17 protein-coding genes and 2 pseudogenes are annotated in these 19,280 nt (G+C 49.8%); 6 read left to right on the top strand and 13 right to left on the bottom strand.

Annotated features, from left to right (window positions below; all coding sequences use genetic code 11):
* On the top strand, window positions 1-883 hold an 883-nt coding region (locus tag A3SI_RS09670; RefSeq protein ID WP_009055488.1), incomplete at its 5' end, for an alpha/beta fold hydrolase.
* 23 nt (window positions 884-906) lie between these two features.
* On the top strand, window positions 907-1,524 hold the full coding sequence (locus A3SI_RS09675; protein WP_009055491.1) for an HD domain-containing protein: 618 nt from the start codon (window positions 907-909) through the stop codon (window positions 1,522-1,524).
* 34 nt (window positions 1,525-1,558) lie between these two features.
* On the opposite strand, the gene A3SI_RS09680 is transcribed toward A3SI_RS09675, so the two are convergent.
* The 4 genes from A3SI_RS09680 to A3SI_RS18920 form a co-directional block, all read right to left on the bottom strand.
* Complete coding sequence (locus A3SI_RS09680) at window positions 1,559-2,005, bottom strand: hypothetical protein (protein ID WP_009055492.1); 447 nt, start codon at window positions 2,003-2,005, stop codon at window positions 1,559-1,561.
* Between the two features lie 89 nt (window positions 2,006-2,094).
* A complete protein-coding gene (locus A3SI_RS09685) occupies window positions 2,095-2,529 on the bottom strand; it encodes an ATP-binding protein (protein WP_009055493.1) in 435 nt (144 codons plus the stop codon).
* Window positions 2,530-2,564: 35 nt separating this feature from the next.
* Window positions 2,565-4,829 (bottom strand): histidine kinase, encoded by a 2,265-nt coding sequence (locus A3SI_RS09690; protein ID WP_009055494.1) that lies wholly within the window; start codon window positions 4,827-4,829, stop codon window positions 2,565-2,567.
* Window positions 4,830-5,172: 343 nt separating this feature from the next.
* Window positions 5,173-5,349, bottom strand: coding sequence for a hypothetical protein (locus A3SI_RS18920; RefSeq protein ID WP_156810260.1), 177 nt, complete (start codon window positions 5,347-5,349; stop codon window positions 5,173-5,175).
* 109 nt (window positions 5,350-5,458) lie between these two features.
* On the opposite strand from A3SI_RS18920, the gene A3SI_RS19345 reads away from it, so the two are divergent.
* Both A3SI_RS19345 and A3SI_RS19350 read left to right on the top strand, forming a co-directional pair.
* Window positions 5,459-5,752, top strand: a complete 294-nt coding sequence (locus A3SI_RS19345) for a hypothetical protein (RefSeq protein ID WP_162098444.1) — start codon at window positions 5,459-5,461, stop codon at window positions 5,750-5,752.
* Window positions 5,749-6,015 (top strand): CPBP family glutamic-type intramembrane protease, encoded by a 267-nt coding sequence (locus A3SI_RS19350; protein WP_009055496.1) that lies wholly within the window; start codon window positions 5,749-5,751, stop codon window positions 6,013-6,015. The genes A3SI_RS19345 and A3SI_RS19350 overlap by 4 nt, the downstream gene beginning before the upstream one ends.
* Window positions 6,016-6,110: 95 nt before the next feature.
* Here A3SI_RS19350 and A3SI_RS09700 read toward each other — a convergent pair whose 3' ends face one another.
* The 8 genes and pseudogenes from A3SI_RS09700 to A3SI_RS09735 form a co-directional block, all read right to left on the bottom strand.
* Window positions 6,111-6,344, bottom strand: a complete 234-nt coding sequence (locus tag A3SI_RS09700) for a hypothetical protein (protein WP_009055497.1) — start codon at window positions 6,342-6,344, stop codon at window positions 6,111-6,113.
* A gap of 12 nt (window positions 6,345-6,356) precedes the next feature.
* A complete protein-coding gene (locus A3SI_RS09705; RefSeq protein ID WP_009055498.1) occupies window positions 6,357-7,805 on the bottom strand; it encodes a TolC family protein in 1,449 nt (482 codons plus the stop codon).
* Window positions 7,786-10,926 (bottom strand): efflux RND transporter permease subunit, encoded by a 3,141-nt coding sequence (locus tag A3SI_RS09710; protein WP_009055500.1) that lies wholly within the window; start codon window positions 10,924-10,926, stop codon window positions 7,786-7,788. The genes A3SI_RS09705 and A3SI_RS09710 overlap by 20 nt, the downstream gene beginning before the upstream one ends.
* Before the next feature lie 12 nt (window positions 10,927-10,938).
* A complete protein-coding gene (locus A3SI_RS09715) occupies window positions 10,939-12,096 on the bottom strand; it encodes an efflux RND transporter periplasmic adaptor subunit (protein WP_156810261.1) in 1,158 nt (385 codons plus the stop codon).
* Window positions 12,097-12,223: 127 nt separating this feature from the next.
* Window positions 12,224-12,616, bottom strand: coding sequence for a hypothetical protein (locus A3SI_RS09720; protein ID WP_156810262.1), 393 nt, complete (start codon window positions 12,614-12,616; stop codon window positions 12,224-12,226).
* Window positions 12,617-12,878: 262 nt separating this feature from the next.
* Window positions 12,879-14,245 (bottom strand): annotated as a pseudogene (gene mnmE, locus A3SI_RS09725) (tRNA uridine-5-carboxymethylaminomethyl(34) synthesis GTPase MnmE).
* A complete protein-coding gene (locus A3SI_RS09730) occupies window positions 14,245-14,712 on the bottom strand; it encodes a thioredoxin family protein (RefSeq protein WP_009055506.1) in 468 nt (155 codons plus the stop codon). The pseudogene mnmE and the gene A3SI_RS09730 overlap by 1 nt, the downstream one beginning before the upstream one ends.
* A 151-nt stretch (window positions 14,713-14,863) precedes the next feature.
* Window positions 14,864-15,523, bottom strand: coding sequence for a metal-dependent transcriptional regulator (locus tag A3SI_RS09735; protein ID WP_009055507.1), 660 nt, complete (start codon window positions 15,521-15,523; stop codon window positions 14,864-14,866).
* Between the two features lie 1,400 nt (window positions 15,524-16,923).
* Between A3SI_RS09735 and A3SI_RS09740 the strand changes: the two are divergent.
* A pseudogene (locus A3SI_RS09740) lies at window positions 16,924-17,738 on the top strand (2,3,4,5-tetrahydropyridine-2,6-dicarboxylate N-succinyltransferase).
* Between the two features lie 36 nt (window positions 17,739-17,774).
* Complete coding sequence (locus A3SI_RS09745) at window positions 17,775-18,368, top strand: tetratricopeptide repeat protein (protein ID WP_009055509.1); 594 nt, start codon at window positions 17,775-17,777, stop codon at window positions 18,366-18,368.
* Window positions 18,369-18,568: 200 nt separating this feature from the next.
* Here A3SI_RS09745 and A3SI_RS09750 read toward each other — a convergent pair.
* The coding region (locus tag A3SI_RS09750) for a tetratricopeptide repeat protein (RefSeq protein ID WP_009055510.1) at window positions 18,569-19,280 on the bottom strand (712 nt) is incomplete at its 5' end.

Genomic DNA, 19,280 nt, shown 5'->3' on the forward strand with positions numbered 1-19,280 from the left:
AACATGTGCTCTTGCTCCTTGGCTCGCAGTCTTCAGCTCACTTCACACCTGGGCAGGGTGGGAGGAGCTACTCGGATCTTCTTTTCGGACGCTGAGTGTGGACCTGCCCGGACATGGACTTACAGGGCCTTCGCCCCAAAATTGCTATACGTCTAGCTGCTATGCAGACTTGCTTTGGGAAATGCTCGATCAGCTGCGAATCGAAAAGGTACATCTGGTGGGGAACAGCATGGGGGGCGGTGTGGCGCTGATCATGGCGGATCAAGCGCCAGAGCGTGTCCTGAGCTTAGGCTTGATTAGCAGTTCCACCCCCCGCCCGCGTCGCACAAAGGATATGTCTGCTGACGCGGAAGAAAAGCAGGCTCGATTCCCTACGCCAGATCATGCGTCGGCCGCTTCGACAAAGAACCCCACCCCCTCAGGACAGCCCTCCGTTAGCTCTGGAAATGCTTCTGGCAGACCTTTGATTTTCCGCATACTCGAAAACCCCACTTGGAGCGGGCTGCTGAGTAAAGCGACGCCTAAGTTTTTGTTTCGATGGAATTTGCAACAGGTATTTGCGCAGCCCGACCGCATTACAGACGAGTTGGTAAGCCGCTACTACGACATGATGCTGCGTGAGGGCAATCGTGCCGCCACCCTCGCACGCCTGCGAAGTGGAGGCAGCCCGGCTATTTCCTATGAACGATTCGCCACGCTGCCCACGTATATACTATGGGGGGAGGAGGATGCATGGATTCCCCTGCGCCGTGGCGAATGGTTGCATCAGCAGCTTCCACATGCACAGTTTCAGGTGCTGCCCGAGGTGGGGCACGTCGCCATGGAAGAAGTTCCTGAAATTTCTGGTGCGGCATATTTGGAATTTCTTCGAGATATCCAGTAACTTAAAGCCAAAATACGTGTACGATGGATTTACGACTGGGAAGAGATACCTTTGGGGATGCCCGAAATACTGGCCAGCTTATGGAGCTAGCTGAAGCACATCAACTTCTACGCGAATGGGTGCTGAATCAGCGTTTGCTTTTTCACATGGAGCAGGTAGGTCACCTGTTGAAATGCTGGGCTTCTGAGCGCGGCTATAATGAGCCCACCATTCACCTTTGGCACTTGGCAGGTCTACTTCATGATGCGGACTGGGACCAGTTTCCGGAGCAGCACTGTGCGAAAATTATCGCCGAGTTGGAGAGAAGAGAGCAGGATCCGGCCTTGATGCGCGCCATCGCCAGTCATGGGCCGAGGTATTTTGGGGTGGAACCCCAAAGTGAACTCGATAAAATGCTCTATGCTTTCGATGAACTCTCTGGTTTAACACATGCATATTCCCTTATGCGGCCAGAAGGTTACGAGGGAATGGAAGTGAAAGGGGTAAAAAAACGCCTAAAGGACAAGACATTTGCTGCGCAGGTGAGTCGGGAGGATATAAATGATGCCGTAGGGCGCCTGAATATAACCTTGGATGAGTTGATACGCTTTGTCATCGACTGGCAACTGAGAGCGCCTGAGGTGGCCGTGCTGGAAGGTTAAAAAATACGTGTTGAAAACACATTAGCGGAAATGCTTACTGTACCTGCCCGCGGAATTCCATGTACATCGTGGTGATGTGCGTTTCGGCGGTTTGGATACTCGCTATCGCCAGTTCTGTATCGATGTGAAAGCGCTTGACGTGTGCATCATTGGCTAGCCAAAGCTTGGGATTCATGCTGCCTTTAGACTCGAAAATGGCTTTCGTCGTGGGAATGAGGTTTTCATGCGCATGCAGCATCTGGAGTATGGTTTCTTGGTGGAGCTCGTGCTGAAAGGCTTCACGTAACTCCCGCTCCGAAAAGATATGCATAAAGCAGAAGGCATCATCGGGAAGTAAGCGCTTACCTGTCCAGGCATCTCGAAACAAGGGCACGAGCTTTCCTTCCGCCCAGGCCTTTTCCCAGTGCTTTTGGATCGCTTTCTCATACAAATGATGAAAGGATGCCGTCTCTTTTACTATGTCCGCGTTAGCTTGGTTCACTTTTAACTAAATCCTTACAAAGAAACATGTTTTCTTTCAATAAGGACAATTGCATTTACAGACGTAGCCTTTTTACCGATAAGTGCAGCTTATTTCTGCACAAGTGCAATCTGGTCCAAGCGGGGAATAAGTACAGAAATCGTGGTACCCTTCCCGGGTATGCTGTCCACCTGCAAGTGATGCGGTTCAAATTCCGGGAAAAGAGACAAGCGCTGCGCCACGATCCGCATGCCCATCGAGGTGTTTTTTGTTTCCCCTGGACGAAAGCCTCTTCCGTTGTCTTTTATGGTTACTAAAAGATGTCGATTTCCTTGCTCTTGAAAATAGACTTCCACCTCGGCATCTTTTGTGTAATCTCCGCCAAAAGCATGCTTAAAGGTATTTTCTACGAAAGGCTGAATGAGTAGGGGCGGAACCTTGATAGCCGTCGGGTCTAAGCCCGGTGCATGGTGGATCTGCACATGAACAGCACCCTGATACCGCTGATTTTCCACAGAAGCATAGCGTTCCAGCAGCTCCATCATCTCCTTCAGTGAAACCTCCTCTTGGGCGGACTGCTCTAAGGTGGTTCGCAGCAGGCAGCGAAATTACCCAACATATCCGCTGCCTCTTGTTTTTTCCCTCCTATGATAAAATAGAGCAGGGTATTCAGCACATTAAAGGTAAAATGTGGGTTCATCTGGTTTTTAAGGGCATCGAGGCGGTGAATCAAAACCTCCCGCTCTAACTTGGTCCTGTTTTTAAGAATTTCCGCCCTTTTTTGGTAGATGAAAGCGGTGATGCCCGAGAAGGTCAGCACGAGTCCTAAAATGAACCACCAACGCTGATAAAAAGGGCTGGCGATAGAAAAGCGCAAGACGGTTAGAGTCTCCTCTGTCCCCGATAGCAGATCGATGGTCAGCAGCTCCAGATTATACTGCCCACTCTGTAGGTTAGACAAATTAATCGTCTGCCGCTCTCCCAGCGGTTTCCAGGCCTCCGCTCCATCTAGGCGATAGCTGTAGCGCAGGTACTGCGGATGGGGGTGATCGATCGCTGTAAAGGAAATACTCAGGTTGTTTTGGCCGGAGGCCAAAGCGTACTCCTGATCCGCTAACGCAAACCAACTGTAAGCCTCTGGGAAAAGGTCTTCTTGCTCGTGTGTAAAAGCTGTAATGGAGATGCGTAAAGGGCTATTTTTCTGTTCTTTAAAGTTTTTTAAATCAAGTTCAAAAAATGAGGCATCTCCTCCCATATACACCCGATGCTCGGACCGGAAATAGGGATAAAAGCTTTCGGTTTTGTCGGAAGTACCGCTAATAAAGCGCTGCCGCTCCCCCTCGATTACGTGGAGACCTTTCTCGGTTCCGATTAGTAGTAAGTCTTCGTATGCGTCCAGGTATTGGATGCCGTTTCCCTGCAGCTGCGTAGCGGGAAAATGCTGCAGGAGTTGAAGGCTGTCAGTTCCTGTTTCCGCTACCCAAAATACCTCTCCAGATTCCGTACCCAGTAAAAGCTGCCCATTCGGAAGGGCACGGATTCGTTTGAGCCGTAAGGCCACCTCTGGCAACTTACTTCGAAGAGGAGTAGGTCCTTCGTCCAGCGTATAACGAAAGACCCCCGAAAAGATGGAGGCCAGGTAGGTGGTCCCTCCACGCTGGCTAATGTCGGTAATAAAAGTGGGTGTCTCTGGCTCCTCTTCTGGATAATAGCGGGAAGTCGAGAGGCGGAAGTCAGGCAGGTACCGGATGCCACCATAGGGGTTGGCCTCTAGAATCCCGCCAGCAGGCAAGGCGGCAAAATGATAGGTGTGCAGGGGGAGGTAGGACGCGAATTTTCCATCAGGCCCAAGCTGAAAAAGGCCAATATTGGTGGCGATGAGCAGGTGCTCCGCTGTCGCTTCGATGCGGTAAAAGACCACCTCCTCAGCGGGGGTATTGGCGTCCAAAGCAAATAGGGAAGGGGTGCGCATGATTTCTTGCTGCAGCGCTTCACTGTAGGCACTGCGCTGAAAAGCCTTAAACTGCCGAGCGTCCAGAAAGCCCTCTGACCACTGAAGCCCCTGATCCTGTAAGGTGTACAAGCTGTCGTTTAATAGGGCCAAGCCCTTCACGCGTCTGCCTCCCGCCTGCAGGGGAAAGGTACGGAGGAAGCTCTTTTCAGGCACGATGTACAGGCCATCCGTGAGGGAGCCCAGGATAAATCGCCCATGACGCGGATCGTACTGGCCTGTTTTGAAATTTCGGCTGGGCCAGTCGTACCTCTCCACGCGCTCCACTGCGTCCGGTGTGATGCGCATGAGGCCGCCGTTATTTTGGTGGATGCCCCAGCTGGCAGCATACAATTCTCCCGACTGATCGGCGAAAAACTGCCAAAGAATAGGAGCTGCCAGGCGTGCCTTAGGCTGAGCATCTGCTTCGATAAAGTTGGCGGCATCGTAAACCAACAGTTCCTCTTCCGTAGCCACATAGATATGCCCCTGATGCGAAAACAGACTATAGATGCGATGCATGTTATGCAAAGGAACCGCAGTATACCCTTCAGGGCTTTTATCTATGCGAAATACTCCCCGTGAGTAGGTACTGAAATAGGCCTGGCCGTCTTGAATGAGGAAGCCACTGACATTCGCACCATCGCGATGGATGACGCTCCCATTTACCGCTACGGCGCGCGGATTCTCCTGCTGAAGCGGAAGAATGGAGACGCCATTTTGGGTTCCGATGAGCAGCTTATCCTCCCAAATGGCCAATTCGGTCACGAAATCATCCACTAGCCCCTCTGCTGTACGAAAAAACTGCTGCTCTTCGTCCTGAATACGCATGAGACCATTGCCATAGCTACCCATCCACATCGCCCCATCTGGCGCTTCGACGATGGCCCAGCAGTTGGTAAAGGCTTGTTGACCGGCTTTGGCTGATAGTTGATCGTATTGCCATACGTGTAGCGCGACACCCCAAATTCCGATCCTATCCAGAGGATACCTCTACTGTCAAGAAAGACCTTGCGGATAATGTCGCTACCTAAACCGCCTCGTGTGCCGACCCGTTCGTATGGAATGTTTTGACCCTTGGTCAAAGTCAACTTCAAGATACCCAAGAAGAGAGGAAGTAGGAGGAAGAGGGCGCGAAATGCTGTGCGCGAATGGGACTTGAACACTGGTAAAAATCTGATACGCCCAAATATACTAATTATTCACCGTTGCCGCTTTTGGATGTAGGAGGAATTTCAACGGTATAAGCAGGTGATTGTTCGTTTGCTTTCTTTTTCGCTTTCGTTTGCTTTCTTTTCCTTTCTATTTTATAGAAAAAATGTTCGTTTGCTTTCTTTTTCGCTTTCGTTTGCTTTCTTTTGAAAAAAACTAACACATTCTTCTATTTTCCATGAAGCAGCGATTTCTTGAACTTTATCAGTTTTTACAGGCTCCTTATCGGCCAGAGGGGATGCGTCCGCCTACCTTGCGCGCTTTTTTTTACCTTGCTACTGCTCGTCTTTTTAGTGGTCATTCCCTATGCGGCTATCTTAGAGCTCTTCGATCTGGAGGAGATCACCTTCGCCTTAGAGGAGTTACTCCGAGAGTCACCCGGACTGTTTGTGGTTTTAGCTGTCGTAGGTGCTCCACTTCTAGAGGAACCCACTTTTCGCCTATACCAAGACATGCGGACCAGCAGCTTGCTTGTGGCTTTTGCGCTCTCCTTTCTATTCATGGAGAGTGGCATCTGGATCTTGCTGCTTTTTTGGGGACACCTGGCTATATCTTTTACCGCATGAAGGCGGGTAATCCACCGAGTCTAAAAGGGGTCATCTGGATTTCTTCGGGGCTTTTTGCACTGGTACATATCGGTAACTTCGGAGGAGTCGACTGGGGCCAATACTTTTACCTTATCCCCTTTTTAGTACTTGCCCAGTTTTTAGTGGGCCTGGTATTAAGTTTCATTCGTCTGCAGCACGGCATGCTATGGGCCATGCTGTTTCATGGTACGTATAATGCCTGTTTGGTTATTCCTGCTGTTTTGTTTGGAGGACTCGAATAGGCATGCCTATAGGATCCCCCGCACCCTATCCACGTGGATAGGCGCAGGGGAAAACTCTAGTCTTCAGTATATTGGTCTGTTGATCGCTGTTTAATTTAAGCAGAGAGCAGCTGCCTAACGATTTTAATGGGGGAGTCTAAGTGGGCCACCTGCTCTTCAGGCAGTTCTTTTTGGAGCTTCAGCTCCAGTTCATAAATAAGGCCATTTACATAGACGTCATCCATCCGGTGGTCACGGTATAGGTTGAGATACTTTTTGTCGCCATGTAAGGGAATTCCGTATTGGCTGAAAATGCGAATCGCCTGGCGAAGTTGTGAGATAACATGCATATAAATAGATGTTTAAGTACCTGTAGCTCGAAATAAGCTAACGTATTGATGATTGCGGATTTTTTTCAGTTCTATGGCTTCTATTTCAGCTTCTAAAGCGGAAAGGTTCGCCAGAATCACTTCTACATAGCTGGCGTAGCCAACGGCAAAAAGCTCACGAGAATAGCGGGTGGCCTGTCGCAATACTTCTACCTCTTGGCCCTTGGCCTGTAAGGCCTCCTGGTAGGCAAAGAAGCTATTCCATGTTTGCAATAATTCGGTATGTGCGTGGAGCAAGCGGTCTTCATAATGCAGAAGGGCCTGCTGGCGTTTTAGCTTACCGATCTCCAATTGGGCTTTCAGCTGACCCTGTTGGAAGATAGGAAGATGCAGCATGCCGAAGGCTTGTGCGGCTAGGCCCGCGGGAAGCTGAAAGAGGCGTGTAGGATCGAAGGATTGGAGGCCTAGAAATCCGCGCAGCTGCAGCGTGGGATAAAAGGCAGCGCGCAGGACGGCCAGCTGATGCTGCTCGAGCTGTAGCCCCTGCTCAGCGGCCAACACGTCGGGACGCTGATAGAGTGCTTGCAGGCTTTGGGAGTAGCTGAGAGGAAGGCTTTCCAAAGAAAAGTCCCCCTGAAATGCTGCTGGTGCGTAGGCTACCCGGCTGCTTCCTAGGACTTGATTTAGTGCAAGTAAGAGCTCTTGTCGGACTCTTTCCTCCTCGATTAGGCGCGTTTTTACATTAAAAACGATCGCTTCAAACTGCTTTACGGCCAGTTCATTATGCTGTCCAGCATCTTTTAGTTGACGCACATACTGCAGGGCTTCTTCTTGATTGCGAATGGTCTGGCGCAGTAAGCTAACTTTTTCGTTTTGGGCAGCGACACTATAGTACAGGGTGGCCACCGAACTGCTGAGTTGGTTACGTAAAAACTGTTGCGTATAACTTTGGCGGAGGAAATCTGCTTCTGCGCGCTTGCGCAGGTTGCGGTATTTCCCCCAGAGGTCTATTTCCCAAGAAAAGGTGGGCAGGAGCTGGAAGTCGCGATATACCGGGTCGGGAATGCGGAAGGCAGGCGGAAGGGCATCACTTAAGTTGGTGTCCTTATTTCCTACTCCATCCATGGTAAATCGACCGAAACGCGTGAGACCTGCGCCTGCTTGTGCACTGACCTGTGGCCGGTTATTGCGTTTTTGCTGTCGGAACTGCAGGCCCAGCATGTCCCTTTCCAGTGCCGCCATGGCCAATTGTTGATTTTGGCCCAGGGCCACCTCTATTAAACGAAGGAGTAAGGTGTCGGCAAAGAAATCGCTTGGCTGGAGGGATTTGCCTTCAAGTCCAGGTGTTTCTATCAGTGGCTGTTCGAGGCCCAGCCGGTTAAGGTTAGGCTGTAGGGGGGCCAGCTCCTGTGTTTTACAAGCGGCCAATCCCAGCAGTAGGAGTGCCATGAACAGGAGATGGCTAGTGCGAAGAAGCTGCATGGGAAGCGGTTTTAGTCGGTTGAAACTGTTTTAAGAAGACATAAAGGCCGGGGATGAGAAGCAGTCCGAAGCAGGTTCCTATAAGCATCCCACCCGCTGCAGCGGATCCGATGGTTTTATTTCCAATTTCACCGGCACCACTTGCTAAAACCAGCGGAATCAAGCCTGCCACAAAGGCCAGCGAGGTCATCAGGATGGGGCGAAGCCGAGCTTTGGCGCCAGCCACCGCAGCAGCCAGGGTCGAAAAGCCTTCTGCTGCTCGCTGCTCGGCGATTTCTACGATCAGAATAGCGTTTTTTCCCAGAAGGCCGATGAGCATGATGCTGGCGATCTGAGCGTAGATATTGTTTTCCAGTCCCATAAGTAGCAGTGCACTGTAGGAACCGAAAACGCCGGTCGGAAGGGACAGGATAACCGTTAGCGGCAGGATGTAGGATTCATACTGCGCAGCCAGCACGAGATATACGAAGAGCAGCGAAATCCCAAAAACCAGAAGCGTCTGGTTTCCGGCTTTGATTTCTTCGCGTGTGATGCCCGCCCAGTCGATGCTAAATCCGCGGGGGAGGGTCTGCTTGGCCACTTGCTCTACAGCTGCTATGGCATCGCCACTGCTGAATCCTGGACTAGCCTGTCCGTTTAGCATGACGGCAGGGAAGAGGTTGTAGCGGGTAAGCTGTTCCGGTCCATAGACCCTTTCCATGCGGATAAAGTTATGGTAAGGCACCAGTTCGCCCTCCTTACTTTTTGCATGAAAGCGCAGTAGAGATTCCGGCTCGGCCCGAAATTCTGGTGCTGCCTGCAGCATAACCTTGTACATCATTCCGTACCGGATGAAATTACTCGTGTAAAAACTACCGATAAGCAGCTGAAGGCCATCTAGCGCCTCTTCCACATGGATGCCGAGGCGTGCGGCCTGGTCATGATCCACATGCAGCAGATACTGCGGGAAATTGGGATCAAAGGTGGTGCTTAAGTTGGCGATTTCGGGTCGGGCATTTAGTGCCTCCATAAAGGTATCCAGCACTTCGGCAGTTTCTTCTAGGCTGGCGGCTGCCTTGTTTTGGAGGCGCAACTCGAAGCCGTCGGCATTTCCGAAGCCGGGTACTGGCGGTGGTGCATAGAAGCGGATATCAGCTCCTTTTAGGTGAGCGACCCGGTCGGCATAGCGTGCGATGAGCTCTGGCACAGCCTGTTCTCGATCCTTCCAAGGTTTTAAGTTGATCATCCCCATCCCATAGGAGGCGCCGGCAGTTTCGGTGACAAGACTGTATCCGGCTAGGGTGGACACCGATTCGATTTCTTCCAAGGGCAGCAGGCTCGCTTGAATTTCATCCATGATACGGGCAGTACGCTCTACAGTGGCGCCCGGAGGCGTATTTACTTGCACATATACCATCCCCTGATCCTCGGTAGGAATAAATCCTGTGGGGAGCAAGCGCAGAATTCCCCCTGTACTTAAGCTAAAGAGCAGGAGACTTCCGAGGATAAGTACTTTTCGTGGCGCCACACGCAGTAGGAGCCGGCCGTAGCCGAGTGTGAGCCGGTCGAAAAGGGTGTTAAATTTGGAGAAAAATCGGGCTAGGAGCGACTTATTTCTAGGATGTACTTCTTCCACGTGGGGATGGAGCAGCAGGCTGCAAAGCGCTGGCGCTAAGGTAAGGGCCATGACTCCAGAAAGGGCGATGGCGATGGCCAGCGTGAGGGCAAACTGCCGGTAGAAGATCCCTGCGGGGCCGTCTAAAAAGCTGATAGGGACGAAAACAGCTGTCATGACTAAGGTGATGCCGACGATGGCGCCGCCGATTTCTTCCATAGCACGTTCGGTCGCTTGGCGCGGGGAGCAATTTCCCTTTTGCAGGTGCACATGGACAGCCTCCACCACGACGATGGCATCATCTACCACGATGCCGATCGCGAGGACGAGCGCAAATAGGGTGAGCAGGTTTAGGGAAAATCCGAAGAGCTGCATAAAGAAGAAGGTACCGATCAAGGACACGGGCACAGCTAGAGCAGGGATCAAGGTAGATCTCCAGTCTTGAAGAAAGAGAAAGACCACGATGGAAACCAGGAGAAAGGCTTCTACGAGTGTCTTGATGACTTCCTTCATGGAGGCATCTAGGAAGCGGGACACATCATAGCCGATGGAGTAACGCATGCCGGGAGGGAAACTTTCGGCTTCGATTTTTTCCATTTCGGCTTTGATATTTTGAATTACCTGACGGGCGTTCGAACCAGGACGCTGCTTAATCATGATGGAGGCAGAGGGTTTGCCGTCCGTCATCGAGACCATGTTATAGTCCAGGGAGCCAAAGGTGATCGTGGCTACATCCCCCAAGCGTAGCATGCTGCCGTCGGGGAGTGCTTTTAGGCGGATTTGTGCGTATTCTTCCTCTTCTGCGAATTTCCCTGTATACTTGAGCACGTACTGCAGCATATTAGGAGACTGATCGGAGCTGATACCCGTTTTACCGGGAGCAGCTTCTACGTTTTGGGAGCGGATAGCTTCTACGACTTCTTTCGGGCTCAACTGGTACGCGGCCATTCTTTCAGGGTCTAGCCAGACGCGCATTGCATAGTCGCGCATGCCCATGATTTCCGCAAAGCCTACGCCCTCGATGCGCTTTAAGGCGGTGAGTATGTTGATGTCTGCATAGTTGTAGACAAACTTTTCATCCTGAGCCGTATCTGAGGTGTACAGGTTGAGATACATCAACATGGCATTGACTTCTTTTTCCGCTTGCACACCGGCCTTGATAACCTCCTCGGGAAGTTCATCGAGTACGGTGGTTATGCGGTTTTGTACGTTAACGGCGGCGATATCCGGATCTGTGCCTACTTGAAAGACCACATTGATGAGACATACCCCATCATTGGTTTGTACGGAAGACATATAAGCCATTCCTGGCACGCCGTTGATGGCGCGCTCTAGAGGCGTGGCTACAGCTTTTTCGAGTACTTGTGCATTAGCCCCTGTGTACTTCGCAGTGACGACGACAGAAGGAGGAATGATATCCGGGTACTGCGTAATCGGCAGCTGAACGAGAGAGAACAGACCGATAAGCACCAGCAGCAGGGCGATGACAGTCGCCATGACGGGGCGTTTGATAAAGAAAGTAAACATCTGTGCTCCTAATTAGTCTGTGTGGGATACTTTCGTTTTCTCTTGCACGCGCATCCCATCTTTGAGGAATTGCAGGCCTGCATAGACGATTTTGTCTCCTGGCTTAAATCCGCTTACGACATAGTGGTTTTCCAGTCGCGCCAGCGGTCGGAAGCTTCGAGCAGTGACGCGACTGTCGGGCTGAAGCAGGTATACATAGCTAAAGTCTTGGATGTCGAAGGTCGCTTCCTGTGGGATGAGGAAGACATCGGGTATGGATTTTTCCGTGACGATGGTGCCACTGCTGCCATGTTTAAGCAAACCGTCGGGGTTAGGAAAGCGCGCGCGTATGGCGATAGAGCCAGTCAAGGGGTCGAAATCAGCTTCCATAATTTCTACGGTGCCACTATGTGGATACATGCTGCCATCTGCTAGCCGCAGTGAAATCAGTTGCTCTCCCGATGTTTTTCCTTCCATTCCTCCACCAGACTGCATAAAGTCAAGGTAGGCTTTTTCATTAAGTTTATAGTAGGCAAATACCTCTTCGATGTCGGTTAGGTGGGTCAAAAGGTCACCTTGGCTGACCATAGCTCCTCGTTTAAGCGGGATGCGGTCCACTAGTCCTGCGAATGGGGCCCGCACCTGCGTGTAGCTAAGGGAAGCTTCGGCATGATTGACTAAGGCTTCCGCTTCCTGAATAGAAGAAAGCGCCGCATCGTGGCGTGCTTTCGCAAGGGTGTATGCCGAAGGGGCGATGATTTTTTGTTCCACCAGCGGTGCGAGGCGTTTCATTTCGATTTCTGCAGCTGCAGCGTCGGCTTGCACCTGTGCCAGTCGTGCCCGTGCACTGTTGAGCTCTTCGGAAAGTTCCCGTGAACTAATGGTAAATAGAAGTTGTCCTACCTGCACCGTGGTGCCCTCATCCACCGCGATGGAAGCGATAAAACCATTAATTCGAGAGCGTACCTCTATAAATTGTTTCGCCTGTATGCTGGCTACATGGTACTCGGGTAGCAGGACAGTAGCGGTATCGAGGCGATACAGTTCTACTGGGATGGCTGTTTCTTCTACGGCGGAGCGGCCGTCAGAGCAGCCAAATATAAGCATAAGGGATAGTGCAGCCAGAAGTGTTCGCGAGGCCGTTAACGATAGAGGGCCACGCACTTGGCTGCATGCGATCGTATGATCCATGATTCCTAAGAAATAAAATGTAAGTAACTGGAAAAGCTAGCATGATTCGGAAACGAACATGCGCAGATACTCCGAAAGAGCATCTTTCTATAGACAGAGGGTGGCCCTGCCAAAAGGTCAAAAATGACTAAGGGGCCTGCGTTTGGAAGCTGTTAAGGAAAATACGTTGGAAAAAAGAAAAATATGTCCAGCCCATTTGGGGGGCGGTAGCGGCTGTTAATGGCTGATCGAGTGCACGCAGGTACGCTTGGGGTCTAGCTATTCCGACGACGAAATCCGAGAGCACACGCTCTGGGCTCAGCAGCGAAAAGCTTGTTGTTTTTCGTAGGGTCGTGGTGGGAAAATCTACTTCATCGAAGTCCAGCGCTTCCCAAGCGGTGTTGTCGGAAGAAATGCTTTTAGGGCGCGCTTCTTCATGGTCAGCACAGGAAAGCAGCATCAGGAAGATCGCCCAAAGGACAATCACCACACTCCATTTTTCGGAGGGAGCTTTCTTATTTTCCTGATAGACCCGTTTCATGATACAAAAGTAGTGAAACATTTCCCTTTTATCAAAAGGAGTGCCAGAGATAGTTTCCGGCGTCCTTTAACGGGAAGACTTCCGTGCAGACCTCTGCGCGGTGAAGTTTGTATCCCGCACTTCAGGCACACGTAAGGTACAAGCCTGCACGAAAAGAGATTAAATTAAGAGAAGATTTACGTAAACTTTTACTTTAATATTATAAATTCAACTAACAAATAGACAAGTAATTATGTGTTTTTTATGGGCGTTATTTTTTGGTTTATTTTCCGATACAAAACTTGCTAAAGATATTCGCTAGGAGGTCGTCTGTGGTTATCTCACCGGTAATTTCACCTAGGTAATGCAGCGAACGGCGGATGTCCATGGCCAAAAAATCATTGGTCACTTCTTGATCCAGTCCTCCCAACACATCCAAAAGTGAAGTTCTGGTGTTGATCAAAGAATCGTAATGCCGAATATTCGTTACCACTGTGTTTCCAGTTTTAAAGGTGTCCACATTGACTAGCTCCAGCAGGCGCTCCCGAAGTTGCTCTAGGTTTTCTTTGCGGCCTGCCGCAATGCACAGGACATCCGGATGAGCGGCTCGCAAACGCGTCAGAAATTCTGGGTCGGCCTTATCCAATTTATTCGCTACCTTCACGAAGGGTACGCCCAGGTTTTCCAACTTATTCACATCGCGGTTGATTTCGACCATGTCGGTATCGCCCAGATCAAAGAGATAGATGATCAGGGAGGCGCTTTTCATTTTTTCTTGGGTGCGGCTCACGCCAATGGCCTCTATCGTGTCGGTAGTCTCTCGAAGCCCCGCGGTGTCAATAAAGCGGAAAATGACGCCGCCGATGTTTAGTTCATCTTCGATAAAGTCACGGGTGGTACCTGCGATGTCCGAGACGATGGCCTTTTCTTCATTTAGCAGGGCATTTAATAGGGTACTTTTTCCTGCATTGGGCTTGCCTGCAATAACGGTCGGGACTCCGTTTTTGATGACCTGACCGAGGTCAAAACTACTAATCAGATGCTCTACTGCGCGTAGTAGGCGCTCGATAAGGGCGCGAAGATCATCACGGCTCGCGAATTCCACATCTTCTTCTGTGAAATCAAGTTCCAACTCAATCATAGAGGCAAAATGAATCAGTTCCTCGCGTAGGCTTTTGATTTCATGACTGAAGCCTCCCCGCATCTGGTTCAGGGCCGCTCGATGGGCTGCCTCTGAGTCGGCATGGATGAGGTCGGCGACGGCTTCCGCCTGCGCTAAATCAAACTGTCCATTTAAAAAGGCCCTTTGTGTAAACTCTCCCGGCTTAGCCAGACGGCCCCCTGCCGTAAAAAGAGCTTGAGGACCTGTTGGATGATGTAGGAAGAGCCGTGGGTAGAAATTTCCACCACATTCTCCTTCGTGAAGGAGCGGGGTGCGATAAACAGGGAGACGAGCACCTCATCGATGATGCGCTCACCATCGCGTAAGGTCCCAAAGTGAATGGTATGGGAGTCTTGCTTTTCCAGGTCTTTACCTCGGAAAACGCCATTACACATGCGAATCGCATCAGGGCCGGAAAGGCGAATAACAGCGATAGCGCCCACACCTTGTGGGGTAGCGAGGGCGATAATGGTATCTTGTACTTGCATTAGTCTTCTCCTTGCATAAAGTTTTCCATGAGTCGCTCTAGGCTTTCTAAGAAATCCTTCGGCTTGCGGTAGCCAGGAAGCTGGGTGATATTTTCCATACGGGCGTCCATCAAAATAAAGTTAGGATAGCTCCGTACACGCATGGCTTTAGCGATGCTCGCCTCGGTGTAGGATTTCCCTCGAAACTCGAAGGAGCGGTCGGTGCTTTCTGCATTTAATTTCACGGGATAAAAGTGCGCATTGATAAAGGCGATCACATCTTTGTCGGTAAAGGTTTCCTTGTCCATTTTTTTACACCAGCCACACCAGTCCGTATAGACATCTACCAGCACCAGTTTAGGCACCGCTGCGGATGCTTGCACGGCCTCTTCAAATTGCATCCAGCGAATTTGCTCTTGGGCTTGGGTCTGGCGGATGGTGGTGAGTTGAAGGAAGCTCAGGAGAGCGAGTAGATACAGAAAGCGCATGAAAATCGATTTTATTAGAATAAGTTTTACTACTGTTTCAGTGAGTATCGGAAAGGGCTCAAAGATAAGCTATTTTCTTTAGCTCATCCGAAGAGCATAACGCAGCCGCAGCGCCTGGGGTTCCTCTTTGACAGGGGAGGAGGGAGGCTACCTAGGGCATGACCAGCAGGTTAGCCGCTATCGAGGAAGACATGAAGACAGTTCGCTTTTGGTCCACGAGTAGTTCGATGCTGCCATCAAATTCTACCTTATCGAGTAACTTGACTTGCGCACCGATGTAGGCCCCGATTTTATCGAGGTACTTGAGAAAGGCAGGGCTGCTGTCTTTTACAGAGACGATTTGGGCACTTTGCCCGATGGGCAATGCCAGCAGCGGAATACGTGGACGCGTCTGAATGGCTCCACTTACATCAGGGATGGGTTCTCCGTGTGGATCTACTTTGGGGTAGCCTAAAAACTCCTCGAGGCGGCTCAACAAAAGACCGGAGCGGGTGTGCTCCAGTTCGTCGGCAACTTGATCGATTTCATCCCAAGAAAATTTAAGGCGGTCGGCTAAGAAGACCATCCATAATTTATTTCTACGGATCACTTCGATCGCCTGCTTTTTGCCTAATTCGCTCAACTCAGCGCCGTAATACTTGCGGTAATCCAAGAGTTTTTTTTCTGCTAAACGCTTGATCATGTCAGAGGCGGAGGCCGGTTTCATGCTCATGGCCGCCGCCAGATCATTCGTGCTGATGGAGGTCTTGCCGCCATCGCTTAATTTATAGATGACCTTTAAGTAATTTTCTTCTGCTGCTGTTAACTCCATTTAGGGTAAGCTTTTTTCTAATGGAAACAAAGGTACAAACGATTAGTCAAGGCTAAAAATTAATTACGTATTTTCTAAAACGGCTGTGGATAAGACTGTGGGTATCGGATTTTAGTAGTTAGATATTACTAAATATAAATTTAGCTACGACTTAAAAACAAGTATTGTCTGACATGTGTATTCTGTAAATGGCTTGTAATAAATGGTTTATAGCCTAAGTATCTTGGGTTTTTGGCAGTGCTACTGGGAATGGAGGAGGAGGGGTTTGTGCAGTAGTAGCGTTTCCTCAGCCTATGAAGTAGGTTTCCTGTGCTGCATTCTTGCCCTCGTTTTGTGAACAACTCCCCTATCCAGATTCGCTACCCGCCCGACCTGTGGAAAAGCTTGTGTACAAGTGGATAAACTCCAGAAAGGCTGATTCTGCTAACTTGCAAAAAAAGTATTACCGCTGTCAGTAGCAAAAGTTAGTAACTCAAGGTGGTGTGCAAAAATAGTATCATGTTGTTTTTTTGTCGATAGAGAAGAAGTGGCTTTAGGCGCTGACGCCTTGCAAAAATAGTATCAACCAACATAACTACTATCTTGTATGCCTTGTATGTTTGCAGGGTATGCCGCACGTTTTATGTCCGGGTTTTTTCCAACTAGTTTACCAAAATCAATACCTACTGCTTAGCGGTTTTCTGTTTTTGGCTGCTGGCGCAGGTCATTTTTAAGATAATTCCTTCTTTCCTGTGAAAAGCCCACTAGAAGAAGGTGTTCGATAAAGCTTTGATTTTCAGCTCTAAAAATGATTCGTGTTTTATTCAGCGTAGCGCGTCTAAAAGGAGCCAACTGTTCTACTGTGTGGAGCCTGTTCTGATTTTGTTTGTGAAATCAACAAAAATAAAGCACCTGCCTCTTGTTGATTTCCTTGACAAAGAACGAATCGCAGTGAATTGCACGAGTGCAGGAAAGGAGTCTTGAGACATCTGTGTGTACGTGGGTGTTCGGGTGAATTCGCAACAGCCACCGTCATGTAGGCAAAAAAAGTAGAAGTAGTCCATAAGAAGTTGGCGCTTTTCCTACAGGCGCATTCCGATTCATCGCGCTCTTGTTGTTACGTTGGAGGCTTCTTATCCACATCGAGGTTAACTTTATCCACAGTTAGGTGAAATAAGCGCGGTGGGTGGAGTTCTAAATGCTGTGGATAAGTGCTGCGGTGGCTTTTGGGCGGTAGCCCGTGGGCTTTATCGAAGCGGGGCTCGGTTCATCAAATAATTGTGTATTATTTAGCTAAAATACTATGAAGTTTACCTAACATTTATTTGTTTCACGGCTTGAATTATACGAACAGCAGTAAAAAATAAGGCCAGAAGCTATTATCTGGCTATCTTAATCAAACAGTAACGCTATACCCTACGATGGAATTACAAGCAATTATTGAAAAAGCTTGGGAGGATAGAAGCCTTCTACAAGAAAAAGATGTGGAGATCGCCATTAAATCGGTCATCAGTGACTTGGATGCGGGCAAATTGCGCTGCGCCGCACCTTTAGCAGATGGTACATGGCAGGTAAATGACTGGGTGAAGAAGGCCGTCATCTTGTATTTTCCGATTCAGAAAATGCATACCATAGAAGTAGGCCCTTTTGAGTTTCACGATAAGATGGCCCTGAAGACAAATTATGCGAAACAAGGTGTACGCGTGGTACCACATGCTGTGGCGCGTTATGGTGCATATTTGGCCTCCGGAGTGGTCATGATGCCCTCTTATGTAAATATCGGTGCCTATGTAGACAGTGGCACGATGGTTGACACTTGGGCTACTGTAGGCTCTTGTGCACAGATCGGCAAGAACGTGCATCTAAGCGGTGGTGTGGGCATCGGTGGGGTTTTAGAACCCGTACAAGCTGCCCCTGTTATCGTGGAAGATGGTGCTTTTATCGGCTCACGCGCTATTATCGTGGAGGGTGTGCATATCGGAAAGGAAGCGGTTATCGGTGCAGGTGTTACGCTTACGGCCAGTTCGAAGATTATCGATGTAACCGGAGCAGAACCGAAAACGTATCAAGGATATGTACCTCCCCGCTCGGTGGTGATCCCAGGTTCCATCACGAAAAAGTTTCCTGCCGGTGAATACCAAGTGCTGCAGCTTTGATCATCGGTCAAAGAAAGGCCTCTACAGATCTGAAAACGTCATTAAATGATGCGCTTAGAGAAAATAATGTAGCGGTTTAACCCAGGGTCAAAACCAAATCCTTAATTTCTCATAAAATGAAATACTTGAGTATCTTTTTTCTGCTTCTGCTGCTAGTCAGCAGTTGTGGAGAAAGCAAAAGCTCAGATGCGGACAGCTTGTTCGCCGCTGGGCAGTTTGATAAGGCCATAGAGGCCTACACCGATTACCTGAAAACGAAACCCAAACATGTAAAATCCCTTTACAACAGGGGACGTGCGTACGAGGAACTGGGTGATATCGCGAAGGCAGAATCTGATTTCAAGGCCGCCCTAGACGCCGATAATAAAAATGTGCAGGTGATGCTGGCGCTGTCCAACTTGTACCACAAGCAAAAAAACTACAGCAATGCCCTGCTTTATGCCGAGTACGCTTCGGAGGTATCTGGCGCTCCTGTTATGGTGTATTTTATGAAAGGACGTGCGCTGCACATGCTTGGAAATACAGATCAGGCGCTTAAGGAATACAGCACAGCCATTAAAATGGATAAGGATTTCGCGCAGGCCTACTACAATAGAGGCATGCTGAAGGTAGCCACCGAAAACCGGAAGGGCGCCTGTGATGATTTTAGACAGGCAGCCAGGCTCAATTTCGATGGAGCGCAGCAGGCTTTAGCTGATTACTGCTCTTAAAGGAGCCTTTACCGAATGTGAATTATCATAGAAAGCCTTCCAGTAGTGCGCTACTTGAGGGCTTTTTAGGTTTTGGCCCTGGGCCAAAGAAAACCCCAAAGGCGAAGCGGTCATTTAGCTAGCTTCAAGCCGCAGCATTCTACCGGGGGGAACACGTGGCTGCACAAGTAAAATGCCGAATAGAACGATTGGCGATGCCCTTATTGCTGCTGATGGAGCTGCTCCACTTGCTTTTTTAAGCGCATAAAAGCCAGTGACACATGGCGTGGGTTTTGACTGTCTTGATGATTGCAGAGCGCTTCCGTGGGCGTGAGGCCTTTCCCTGTACATACGCGGCAAGTGCCCAAGACCTGTTTATCTCCTTCGCAGGTGGGGCAGGTGACTCTTCCAGAAGCATCACAGCGTCCACACTCGTGGTATTCGACGATGTTAAAGACATTTTTTCGGACGATAATGCCTGTCGCCATACAGTCCGTACAGCCGACGATGCCTCGACCCTTACACCAGCCGCAGTCTTGCTCCACTTCTTGGGCACCATCGCAGCGTTCACAAATCGCGTGGCGATAGCCTTCGGAGTCGCATAACTGACATTCTTGTATGGCTTTTAGGGGAGCGAGGAGCGCTTGCTCCAGTGCGAGAGCTTCCTCATAATGAACGCCTTTACGGCCACTCACCTCTTTATATTTCGCTAGAAAGCTTTCCGCATTCCGGTACTGACCGAGTTCGAAAAGGGTTTTGGCAAAAAGATAGGGCATTTCGGGTGGAATGCTCATCTTGTTATCGATAATTTCGCGGAAAAAATCATTTGCACGCTCGTAGCGGCCTGCCTTCATGGCCAGCTCAGCCTGCTGCATCAGCCGCTCCGATGAAGAGCCTCCTAGTCGTACCTGAGACTGCCAAGGCAYACGAGGG

Source organism: Nitritalea halalkaliphila LW7, assembly GCF_000265075.1.
GTDB classification, from domain to species: Bacteria; Bacteroidota; Bacteroidia; order Cytophagales; family Cyclobacteriaceae; genus Nitritalea; species Nitritalea halalkaliphila.

Excerpts from the sequence above, each read along its gene's own strand:
- A3SI_RS09675 (WP_009055491.1), top strand. The coding sequence starts at position 907 with ATGGATTTACGACTGGGAAGAGATACCTTTGGGGATGCCCGAAATACT.
- A3SI_RS09685 (WP_009055493.1), bottom strand. The coding sequence starts at position 2,529 with ATGATGGAGCTGCTGGAACGCTATGCTTCTGTGGAAAATCAGCGGTAT.
- A3SI_RS09690 (WP_009055494.1), bottom strand. The coding sequence starts at position 4,829 with ATGGGTAGCTATGGCAATGGTCTCATGCGTATTCAGGACGAAGAGCAG.
- A3SI_RS19350 (WP_009055496.1), top strand. The coding sequence starts at position 5,749 with ATGAAGGCGGGTAATCCACCGAGTCTAAAAGGGGTCATCTGGATTTCT.
- A3SI_RS09700 (WP_009055497.1), bottom strand. The coding sequence starts at position 6,344 with ATGCATGTTATCTCACAACTTCGCCAGGCGATTCGCATTTTCAGCCAA.
- A3SI_RS09705 (WP_009055498.1), bottom strand. The coding sequence starts at position 7,805 with ATGCAGCTTCTTCGCACTAGCCATCTCCTGTTCATGGCACTCCTACTG.
- A3SI_RS09710 (WP_009055500.1), bottom strand. The coding sequence starts at position 10,926 with ATGTTTACTTTCTTTATCAAACGCCCCGTCATGGCGACTGTCATCGCC.
- A3SI_RS09715 (WP_156810261.1), bottom strand. The coding sequence starts at position 12,096 with ATGGATCATACGATCGCATGCAGCCAAGTGCGTGGCCCTCTATCGTTA.
- A3SI_RS09720 (WP_156810262.1), bottom strand. The coding sequence starts at position 12,616 with ATGAAACGGGTCTATCAGGAAAATAAGAAAGCTCCCTCCGAAAAATGG.
- A3SI_RS09730 (WP_009055506.1), bottom strand. The coding sequence starts at position 14,712 with ATGCGCTTTCTGTATCTACTCGCTCTCCTGAGCTTCCTTCAACTCACC.
- A3SI_RS09735 (WP_009055507.1), bottom strand. The coding sequence starts at position 15,523 with ATGGAGTTAACAGCAGCAGAAGAAAATTACTTAAAGGTCATCTATAAA.
- A3SI_RS09745 (WP_009055509.1), top strand. The coding sequence starts at position 17,775 with ATGAAATACTTGAGTATCTTTTTTCTGCTTCTGCTGCTAGTCAGCAGT.